The organism is Protofrankia sp. CiP1_Cm_nod3 (assembly GCF_982290655.1).
The window spans coordinates 1-10185 of sequence record NZ_CEVIVD010000124.1 but is presented as its reverse complement, the minus strand read 5'-3'; the positions used below and the strand labels follow the sequence as shown (position 1 = coordinate 10185).

General features: G+C 71.8%; 9 protein-coding genes and 1 pseudogene. 4 read left to right on the top strand and 6 right to left on the bottom strand.

Going from position 1 to position 10185, the window contains the following annotated elements:
- The 6 genes and pseudogenes from AC5LUJ_RS19055 to AC5LUJ_RS19030 all read right to left on the bottom strand — a co-directional run.
- A pseudogene (locus AC5LUJ_RS19055) lies at window positions 1–1012 on the bottom strand (SufS family cysteine desulfurase); the annotation flags it as partial.
- 80 nt (window positions 1013–1092) lie between these two features.
- Window positions 1093–1872, bottom strand: coding sequence for a Fe-S cluster assembly ATPase SufC (sufC, locus tag AC5LUJ_RS19050; RefSeq protein ID WP_250290701.1), 780 nt, complete (start codon window positions 1870–1872; stop codon window positions 1093–1095).
- Window positions 1873–2006: 134 nt separating this feature from the next.
- On the bottom strand, window positions 2007–2324 hold the full coding sequence (locus AC5LUJ_RS19045; RefSeq protein WP_250287467.1) for a non-heme iron oxygenase ferredoxin subunit: 318 nt from the start codon (window positions 2322–2324) through the stop codon (window positions 2007–2009).
- The gene (gene sufD / locus AC5LUJ_RS19040; RefSeq protein WP_493465406.1) at window positions 2324–3616 is read right to left on the bottom strand and encodes a Fe-S cluster assembly protein SufD; all 1293 of its coding nucleotides are present in this window, start codon (window positions 3614–3616) and stop codon (window positions 2324–2326) included. Before sufD ends, AC5LUJ_RS19045 begins: the two co-directional genes overlap by 1 nt.
- Window positions 3616–5040 (bottom strand): Fe-S cluster assembly protein SufB, encoded by a 1425-nt coding sequence (gene sufB / locus AC5LUJ_RS19035; protein ID WP_250283290.1) that lies wholly within the window; start codon window positions 5038–5040, stop codon window positions 3616–3618. Before sufB ends, sufD begins: the two co-directional genes overlap by 1 nt.
- The gene (locus AC5LUJ_RS19030) at window positions 5037–5864 is read right to left on the bottom strand and encodes a helix-turn-helix transcriptional regulator (RefSeq protein ID WP_250283291.1); all 828 of its coding nucleotides are present in this window, start codon (window positions 5862–5864) and stop codon (window positions 5037–5039) included. Before AC5LUJ_RS19030 ends, sufB begins: the two co-directional genes overlap by 4 nt.
- Window positions 5865–6557: 693 nt before the next feature.
- On the opposite strand from AC5LUJ_RS19030, the gene AC5LUJ_RS19025 reads away from it, so the two are divergent.
- The 4 genes from AC5LUJ_RS19025 to AC5LUJ_RS19010 all read left to right on the top strand — a co-directional run.
- Window positions 6558–7058, top strand: coding sequence for a transcriptional regulator (locus AC5LUJ_RS19025; protein ID WP_250283329.1), 501 nt, complete (start codon window positions 6558–6560; stop codon window positions 7056–7058).
- 296 nt (window positions 7059–7354) lie between these two features.
- The gene (locus AC5LUJ_RS19020) at window positions 7355–8296 is read left to right on the top strand and encodes an ABC transporter ATP-binding protein (protein WP_250283293.1); all 942 of its coding nucleotides are present in this window, start codon (window positions 7355–7357) and stop codon (window positions 8294–8296) included.
- On the top strand, window positions 8293–9147 hold the full coding sequence (locus AC5LUJ_RS19015; RefSeq protein ID WP_493465405.1) for an ABC transporter permease: 855 nt from the start codon (window positions 8293–8295) through the stop codon (window positions 9145–9147). The genes AC5LUJ_RS19020 and AC5LUJ_RS19015 overlap by 4 nt, the downstream gene beginning before the upstream one ends.
- A gap of 102 nt (window positions 9148–9249) precedes the next feature.
- A partial coding sequence (locus tag AC5LUJ_RS19010; protein WP_493465404.1) for a COX15/CtaA family protein occupies window positions 9250–10185 on the top strand: 936 nt, incomplete at its 3' end.

Below are 10185 nucleotides of genomic sequence, written 5' to 3'. Positions count from 1 at the left end.
CCGGCCCGATGATCCGCAGCCCGGGTACGGCGGTCAGCTGTTCGAGGGCGTAGGCGGTGACGTCGTGCTCGTGCGCGGCGATGGCGTCCATGCCGAGATCCGTCAGGTAGTCGACGGCGGCGCCGAGACCGACCGCCTGGGCGATCATTGGCGTGCCGGCCTCGAACCGGTGCGGCGGGTCGGCGTAGGTCGACGACTCCATCGTCACCAGCTCGATCATCTCGCCGCCGCCGAGGAACGGCGGCATGACCTCCAGCAGCTCGCTGCGGCCCCACAGCACGCCGATACCGGTCGGCCCGCACATCTTGTGGCCGGTGAAGGCGAGGAAGTCCACCCCCAGCGCGGTCACGTCGATCGGCATGTGCGGCACGGACTGGGAGCCGTCGAGCACGACGAGCGCGCCGACCTCGCGGGCCCGGGCGACCAGCGTCGCGACCGGGTTGACCGTGCCGAGAATGTTCGACTGGTGCACGAACGAGACCAGCTTCGTCCGCTCGTTGATCACCTGGTCGAGGGTGGAGAGGTCGAGGCGGCCGTCGTCGGTGATGCCGATCCAGCGCAGTGTCGCCCCGGTCCGCCGGCACAGCATCTGCCACGGCACCAGGTTGGAGTGGTGCTCCATCTCGGTGATGACGACCTCGTCGCCGGGCCCGAGCCGGAACCGCTCCGCCTCCGGGCCGGACACCGCCGCGTTGCTCATCGCGTAGGCGACGAGGTTCAGCGCCTCGGAGGAGTTCTTGGCGAAGACGATCTCGTCGCGCCGGGGGGCGCCGATAAACGCCGCGATCTTGTCCCGGGCGTTCTCGTACAGCGCGGTGGCCTCCTCGGCGAGCGTGTGGATGCCGCGGTGGACGTTGGCGTTGTGCAGCTCGTAGTAGTCCCGCTCGGCGTCGAGGACGCGGGTGGGCTTCTGCGAGCTCGCCGCGCTGTCGAGGTAGACCAGCGGCCGGTCGTCGTGGACCCGCCGCGCCAGGATCGGGAAGTCCTTGCGGACCCGCTCGACGTCGTAGCCGGACCTCGGCCCGCCCACCCCGGCGAGGATGGGCGAAGGCCTGCTGCCGGTCCTCGGGTCGGTTTCCGTATCGGTCATCGTCACGCCGCCGTCCCGGCCGGCTCGGTCGTCTTCACGTACCGGTCGTAGCCGGTGTCCTCCAGGACTGCGGCGAGCTCCGGGCCGCCGGAGTCGACGATGCGGCCGCCGGCCATCACGTGGACGAACTCCGGCTTCACGTACCGCAGGATGCGGGTGTAGTGGGTGATCAGCAGGATACCGGTCTGCCCCGCCGACCGGACAGACTCGATGCCGGCGGAGACGATCCGCAGCGCGTCCACGTCGAGGCCGGAGTCGGTCTCGTCCAGAATCGCGATCTTCGGCTTGAGCAGGGCCATCTGCAGGATCTCGTGGCGCTTCTTCTCACCGCCGGAGAAGCCCTCGTTGACGCTGCGCTCGGCGAACGCCGGGTCCATCTCCAGCGTCGCCATGGACTCGCGGACCTCCTTGACCCAGGTCCGCAGCTTGGGCGCCTCGCCGCGCACGGCCGTCACCGACGAGCGCAGGAAGTTCGACACCGACACCCCGGGCACCTCGACGGGGTACTGCATGGCCAGGAAGATCCCGGTACGGGCCCGCTCGTCGACGCTCTGCGCGAGGACGTCGACGCCGTCCAGCGTCACCGTCCCCTCGGTGATCGTGTACTTGGGGTGGCCCGCGATGGAATACGCCAGCGTCGACTTGCCGGAGCCGTTCGGCCCCATGATCGCATGGGTCTCGCCGCGGCGGATCGTCAGATCCACGCCGCGCAGGATCTCCCTCCCCTCGGCGGAGTCGGTCTCCACCGAGACGTGGAGGTTACGGATCTCAAGGGTCGACACTTTAGTTCAGTCTCCTCAAACCGCTATCTGTGACGCGCGCCGCGCACCGTGGCCCCGCGCCGCGGGAACCGCTCCGTGGGGCGCCTGCCCCACCGGGCCCGCGCGCTGCCCTGACATGCGCCGCGCGCCGTGCGCTATGACTCCCCGACGTCCACAAGAACGTCGTCACCATCGATCTTCACGGGATAGACGGGCACCGGCTCGGTCGCCGGCAGCCCCAGGGGCTCACCTGTGGTGAGGTCGAACTGCGAGCCGTGCAGCCAGCACTCGATCTTCGCGTCCTCGATCTCGCCCTGGGAGAGCATGACGTCGGCGTGCGAGCACTCGTCACGGATGGCGTAGACCTGCCCGCCCGACAGCGCCAGGCACACCGGCTCGCCGTCGACCTCCACCCCGAGCGGGAGGTCCTCGCTCAGGTCGGACAGGGCACACACCCGCTGGAAACCGCCCACTACACGACCCCGCCAAGCTCGGCCTCGACCGCCGCGGTGATCCGCTCCCGCAGCGAGCCGATCTCGATCCGGTCGACGATCTCGGCGAAGAAGCCCCGGACGACCAGGCGCCGCGCCTCGTCCGCCGGGATGCCCCGCGCCATCAGGTAGAACAGCGCCTCGTCGTCGAACCGCCCGGTCGCGCTGGCATGGCCGGCGCCGGTGACCTCCCCGGTGGAGATCTCCAGGTTCGGCACCGAGTCCGCCCGGGCACCGTCGGTGAGGACGAGGTTGCGGTTGAGCTCGTAGGTGTCGGTACCCACGGCGTCCGCCCCGATCACGACGTCACCGATCCACACCGCGTGCGCGCCGTCGCCCTGCAGGGCGCCCTTGTAGGCCACCCGGCTGCGGCACGAGCGCGGGCCGTGGTCGACGAGCAGGCGGTGCTCCTGGTGCTGGCCGGCGTCGGTGAAGAACAGCCCGTAGAGCTCCGCGTCCCCACCGGGCCCGGCATAGGTGACCGTGGGTGACAGACGTACCAAATCACCACCAAGAGTGACGGTGAACGAGCGGAACCGCGCGTCCCGGCCGACCGTGGCGGCGTGCGCGGCCACGTGCACCGCGCCGGCGTCCCAGTCCTGCAACGACACCAGCGTCAGCGACGCGCTGTCACCGACCGACAGTTCGACGTTGCCGGCGTACGTGGCCGCCCCGGTGTGGTCGAGCACCACCGTGGCGGACGCGAACGCGCCGACCTCGACGACCAGATGCCCGTAGGCGACCCCGCCGCCACCGTGCAGCCGCACGACCACCGGCTCGGCCGGCGCGGCCTCGGCGGGAACAGTGATCACGACCGCGTGCTCGGCCCGGGTCATCGCGAACGCCGACACCCGGTCGACCGGGGTCAGCACCCGCCCGATACGCGCGTCGTCGAGGCCGACGTGCTCGACCGTGACCGGCGGCGGGGCCTGCACGCCCACCTCAAGGGCGGCGCCGGTCGCCTCCGGGCCGGCGAGCAGGCCGCGCAGGCGGCGCAGCGGGGTGAACCGCCACTCCTCCTCACGCCCGGTCGGGACGGGATGCGCCTGCGGGTCACGGGAACGCACCAGCCGCGGCCGGCTGTCGGGCCGCCCGGCCGGCGCGCCCGCGGCCACCCCTGGCCGGGAGCCGAACGGCAGGCCGGTCGACGACCCCGCCGGCACGGTGGCGGTGGCGGTGCCGCCGGCGGCGGCGGACGACCCGTCCGACGAGCCCGGCAGCCCCGGCGCGCCCTGTGAGCCCTGTGAGCCGTTGTGGACAGGAGCTGTCACCATCAGCCGACCGCGCCTTCCATCTGCAGCTCGATCAGTCGGTTGAGCTCGAGGGCGTACTCCATCGGCAGCTCGCGGGCGATCGGCTCGACGAACCCGCGCACCACCATCGCCATCGCCTCGTCCTCGGACAGCCCGCGGCTCATCAGGTAGAAGAGCTGGTCCTCCCCGACCTTGGAGACGGTGGCCTCGTGCCCGATGGAGGCGTCGTCCTCGCGGACGTCGACGTAGGGGTAGGTGTCCGACCGGCTGACCGTGTCGACCAGCAGGGCGTCGCACTTCACCGTCGCCCGCGAGTTGTGCGCGCCCTCCTGGATCTGCACCAGACCGCGGTAGGAGGTGCGGCCGCCGCCGCGGGCCACCGACTTGGACACGATCGTGGACGACGTCCGCGGCGCCGCGTGCACCATCTTCGCGCCGGCGTCCTGGTGCTGGCCGGCGCCGGCGAAGGCGATCGAGAGCACCTCGCCCTTGGCCTGCTCGCCGAGCAGCCACACCGCCGGGTACTTCATCGTCACCTTGGAGCCGATGTTGCCGTCGATCCACTCCATGGTGCCGCCGGCCTGACAGGCGGCCCGCTTGGTCACCAGGTTGTAGACGTTGTTCGACCAGTTCTGGATGGTCGTGTAGCGGCAGCGGGCGTTCTTCTTCACGACGATCTCCACGACCGCGGAGTGCAGCGAGTCCGAGGAGTAGATCGGCGCGGTGCAGCCCTCGACATAGTGGACGTAGGCACCCTCGTCCACGATGATCAGAGTCCGCTCGAACTGGCCCATGTTCTCGGTGTTGATGCGGAAGTACGCCTGCAGCGGGATCTCCACGTGCACGCCCGGCGGGACGTAGATGAAGGAGCCGCCGGACCACACCGCGGTGTTCAGCGCGGCGAACTTGTTGTCCCCGACCGGGATGACCGAGCCGAAGTACTCCTGGAAGATCTCCGGGTGCTCCCGCAGGCCGGTGTCGGTGTCGAGGAAGATGACGCCCTGCTCCTCAAGATCCTCACGAATCTTGTGGTAGACGACCTCGCTCTCGTACTGCGCCGCCACGCCGGAGACCAGACGCTGCTTCTCGGCTTCGGGGATGCCGAGCTTGTCGTAGGTGTTGCGGATGTCCGCCGGCAGGTCGTCCCAGCTCTCCGCCTGCTTCTCGGTCGAACGGACAAAATACTTGATGTTGTCGAAATCGATCCCGGACAGGTCCGCGCCCCAGGTGGGCATGGGCTTGCGGCCGAACAGCTTCAGACCCTTCAGCCGAAGCTGGGTCATCCACTCCGGCTCGCCCTTCTTGGCCGAGATGTCCAGGACGACCGCTTCGGACAGCCCGCGTTCGGCGGTCGCCGCGTAGGCGTCCGTGTCGGACCAGCCGAACTTGTAGGCACCCAGGCCCTCAAGCCGGCTGTCGATCTCGGTCTCAGGAGTGGTGGTCATATGGCAGGACCCTCCGAGGAGGTGAGAGAGGTGGCGGTGGTGGGAGTGACAGGTGTGGAACCAGGTGTGCTGACGGCCGCCGCGGACGTCGGCGTCCCGACCGGCACGACCGGCACGACCGTGGAGGGTGCCGCGGCGTCGCCGCTCTTCTCGGGCTGCTGGGGTTCCCGGGTCTCCAGCGGAACATGTGTCGTGCACACCCCGTCACCATGCGCGATGGTGGCGAGCCGTTGGACGTGCGAGTCCAGCAGCCGCGACAACGCGGCGGTCTCCGCGCCGCAGAGCTCGGGGAACTGCTCGGCGACATGCTGGACGGGACAGTGGTGCTGGCAGATCTGGACGCCCGTCGGCAGCTGCGAGGTGCTCGCGGTGTAACCGGCGGCGGACATCGCCGCCGCCAGCGCCGCCGGCCGGTCGGCCGGGTCGGCCCGGGCGACCGCGGCCCGTACCTGCCGCTCCAGCTCGGCGGCACGCGCCTCGGCGAACTCCGCGACAACCGCCTGGCCGGCGACGTCCGCGAGAAAGCTCAGCGCGCTGGTGGCCAGGTCCTCGTACGCGGTCGGGCCGGCCGCGTGGCCGGCGGCGGTGAGCTGGTAGACCCGGGCCGGGCGGCCACGGCCGCGCGGGCCGGGGTTACGGGCCGACCGGGTGGTGATCGTGCCTTCCGCGAGCATCGCGTCCAGATGGCGGCGGATCGCCGCCGGCGACAGGCCGAGGCGTGCCGAGAGTGTGACCGCGGTCGAGGGGCCGAGCTCCAGGAGCAGGCGCGCGACACGGTCACGGGTCCGGCCGTCGGCCGCCGTACCGTTGGAGGTGTCGGGCATGCTTTTCACAACACCACTGTGCCTTATTTCCCGCCGTGGGTCTAACCCCCCGGCCCGCCGGTACGACGTGATCTGTCGCGGTACCCGACCATCGTGGCATCTGAGCTGGGCGAAGAGCGTCCGCTTGGAGCGAGCGTCTGATCCGCCACACTCGCCGGCGGCCCCCGGCGCCGGTATAGACGGCGGCATATCGGTACGCGGCGATACCACACGGAGACCACCCGCATCCGGCTGTCATCGTGTGAACCGGCCATCTCACAGACCAACTCCTGACAGGCTGTGGCCGGAGGCGGAACGCGCCTCCGGTCCGACGCGACCCGGACGGAGACCGTGACCGAGGCCGACCACAGCGCTCCTGAGCCCGACGCTGACCCGGCCGGCATCTCCGGAACCATCCCGGACGCCGCCAACACCAGCCGTACCGACACCGACAGCGGCGAAGCCGATGCAGGCGGTATCGGTACAGGCGGGACAGCCGGCACGGGCGCGACCGGCACGGCCGGTGCCGGCACCGGTAGAGCCAGAGTGGGTACGGCCGGCACCAGCGCCAGCAGGGCCAGCGCCGGTAAAGCCAGCGCCGGCACCGGTAGAGCCAGAGTGGGTACGGCCGGCACCAGGGCCAGCGCCGGCACCAGTGCCGGCAGGGCCAGCGGTGCCGACACGAGCCCGCGGCGCGACGACTACGCGGCGGAGCTGGGGCGCCGGCTGCGAGCCGCCCGCCACCGGCGCGGCATGTCCCTCGTCGACGTCCAGGAACGTACGAACGGGCGCTGGACCGCCGGCACCCTGGGCGCCTACGAGCGGGGGCGCCGCTCCCTGCGGGTGCACCGCCTGATGGAGCTCGCCGAGCTCTACGACGTGGCCGCGGTCGTGCTCATCCCCTCCCAGACGGACCGCTCCGAGCTGGCCGGCCTGCCGCCGCTGGCCATCGACCTGCACCGGCTGCGCAAACTGCCACCGACCCGGACCGGCCCGCTGCGGCGCTGGATCGCGATCGTGCAGGTACTGCGCTCGGAGAGCTCCCGGGACGTGCTACGCCTGCGCCGCACGGACCTGCTCTCGCTGGCACGGCTCTACAGCACGACACCGCCGCTGCTCTACGAGCGGCTGCGCGCGTGGGGCGCGCTCGTCGAGCCGGGGGCCGGGCAGCGGCCTGCCCCGCCGCGCGGGCGGCGCGGCCAGGCCCGTTCCTGACCTCGTCCCTGACACCGACCGTTCCCGGCCCCCGACAGCGCTCCCGGCCCCCGGTACCGCTCCCGGTTCCCGACGCTGTTCCCGCGCCCTTCCCGGAGCCGCTCCCCGCGCTGTTCACCGCTCTCCCCCGCTCTCCCGCACCTTCGGGCTCGCTCTCGGCCTTCCCGGCTCCCGGCCGTTCCCAGCCACCGATGGCTGCCCGGTGGGCGCCGCGGGCGGGCCGCCGGTGTGTTCTGACCGTATCCGGGCGGGTTCCGGTCGCACCTACGACGGCAAAGGTCCGTAGGATCGCGTGTGTGGCGGACGACCTGGCACTCGAGGTTTCCAGCCTGGTCAAGACATACTGGCCACGCTCGGACCGAGCCATACATGCTGTCAACGATCTATCGCTGACCGTTGTGGCGGGGTCGGTCACGGCGCTGCTCGGCCCGAACGGCGCCGGCAAGACAACCACGATCGAGATCTGCGAGGGGTTCCGCCGCCCGGACGCCGGCCACGTGCGGGTACTCGGCCTCGACCCCGCCCGTGACGGGCCCGCGCTGCACCCACGGGTGGGGGTCATGCTCCAGTCCGGCGGGGTGTACCCGGGCGCCCGCGCCGGTGAGATGCTCGCTCTGCTCGCCGCGCACCACCGTGACCCGCTGGACGTCACCGCCCTGCTCGAGCGCGTCGGCATCGCCGAGATGGCCGGGGTGCCCTACCGCCGCCTCTCCGGCGGCCAGCAGCAGCGCCTGTCCCTGGCGATGGCCCTCGTCGGCCGTCCGGAGCTGGTCTTCCTCGACGAGCCCACCGCCGGCATGGACGTGCAGGCCCGCCGGGCCACCTGGGAGCTGATCGAACAGCTGCGGATGGCCGGGGTCACCGTGGTGCTGACCACCCACGCCATGGACGAGGCGGAGCAGCTCGCCGACCACGTCGTCATCGTCGACCACGGCAAGGTCCTCGCGGCGGGCTCCCCGGCCGAGCTGACCAGCGGCGGCGCCAAGGGGGAGCTGCGGTTCCGGGCGCTGGCCGGCCTCGACATCGACCGGCTGGAGCTGGCCCTGCCCAGCGGCACCGTCGCCAGGGAGGGACCGCCCGGGCGCTATGTCATACAGGGGAAGGTCGACCCGCAGATGCTCGCCGCGGTGACCGCCTGGTGCGCGGGCAACGGCGTCATGGCCGAGGACCTCCAGGTCGAACAGCGCAGTCTTGAGGACGTGTTCGTGGAACTCACCGGTTCGGCGTTGCGGGCATGACCGACACGGAGGTGTCGACCGGCGGCCGGAGCGGGAAGCCGGCCAAGCCGGCCGCCGCCGGCCCCCGCTCCGCCGTGGGCGCGCGAGCGCCGCTGGACCTGCGTCCCTCACCGGGGGCGGCGAGCCGGTGGGACATGCTGCGCGCGCAGACGCTGATCGAGCTGAAGCTGACGCTGCGGCGCGGGGAGTCGGTGCTGCTCACCCTGGTCATCCCGGTCGGCCTGCTGCTGTTCTTCAGCGCGGTGGACGTGCTTCCCACCGACGGCGCCCGCTCGGTGGACTTCCTCGTCCCGGGCATCCTGGCGCTCGCGGTCATGTCGACGGCGTTCACCGGGCAGGCGATCGCGACCGGTTTCGAGCGCTCCTACGGCGTGCTGCGGCGGTTCGGCGCGAGCCCGTTGCCGCGCTCGGTCCTGCTGGCGGGCAAAACGCTGGCCGTGGTCGCCGTGGAGATCATCCAGGTCGCGGTGCTGGTCGCCGTCGGGTTCGCCCTCGGCTGGCACCCGCATGGCCGGCCGTGGTGGGTGGCGCTGCTCCTGCTGGTGGCCACCGTCGCGTTCTGCGGCCTGGGGCTGCTGATGGCGGGCATCCTGCGGGCGGAGGCGACGCTGGCCGCGGCCAACGGCGTCTACCTGCTGCTGTTGCTCGTCGGCGGGGTGATCGTCCCGCTGTCCGAGCTGCCGGGCTGGCTGGAGGCGGTGGGCCGGGCGCTGCCCACCGCGGCCGCCTCCGACGGCCTGCGGGCCGTCCTGCGGGACGGCGCCGGCCTGCCCGTCGGCGATCTGGTCGTGCTGTGCGCCTGGGCGGCCGGCTCCCTGGCGCTGGCGGCCCGCACCTTCAGATGGGAATGACCTTCACGATGGGAATGACCTTCACATGGGAGTAGGGGCGCCGGTGGGAGCAAGGATGCCGGGCCCGGACTTCTACAGACGGTAGTATCCACGGGGATGAACATGCGGCAGCCACTACGACTACCCACGGTGAGTCCGGTGGTCTTCCAGCGGCTCACCCGCGTCAGCGTCGTGCTGCTCGCGCTGATCGTGGTCACCGGTGGCGCGGTCCGGCTCACCGGCTCCGGGCTCGGCTGCCCCACCTGGCCCAGATGCGGCGAGGACTCGTTCGTCACGCAGTCGGAGTACTCCGTGCACGGCTGGATCGAGTTCGGCAACCGGCTGCTGACCACCGCCGTCGGGGCGGTGATGCTGCTGCTGCCGCTGGTGTCGCTGCGGCTGCGCGAGCGCCGCCGTGACCTCGTCCTGCTCGCGTTCGGGCTGTGGCTGGGCTTCCTCGGCCAGGTGGTGCTCGGCGGCCTGACCGTCCTGTTCAAGCTGCATCCCGCGCTGGTGGCGGGGCACTTCCTGCTGTCCATGCTGCTGCTGCTCGACGTCGTGGCGCTCGACCGCCGGGCCCGCTGTGGCCCCGGCCCGGCCCGGCCGGCGGGCGGGCGCGAGCTGCGCTGGCTGGCCCGGCTGCTGGTGGGTGTCGCCGGGGCGGTGCTCGTCCTCGGCACGGTGGTCACCGGCACCGGGCCGCACAGCGGGGACTCCACCGAGGCGAAACGGTTCGGGTTCGACATCACCAATGTCGCGCAGCTGCACGCGGACGCCGCGATGCTCCTGGTCGGGCTGGTCATCGCGACGGTCCTCGCGGTGCGTGCCGGCGGCGGGCCGCGGGAGGCGGTCCGCGCGAGCAACGCGCTCGCCGCCATCGCGGCCGCCCAGGCCGGCGTCGGGTTCGTCCAGTACTTCACCGGCATCCCGGTCGCGCTGGTGGAGCTGCACATAGCCGGGGCCACCGCGCTGTGGATCGCCGCCCTGCACATCTGGCTGGCCATGGTCAACCGACCGGCGCCGGTCGACCTGCCTGCATCCCCGCCCGCCCCCCGGCGG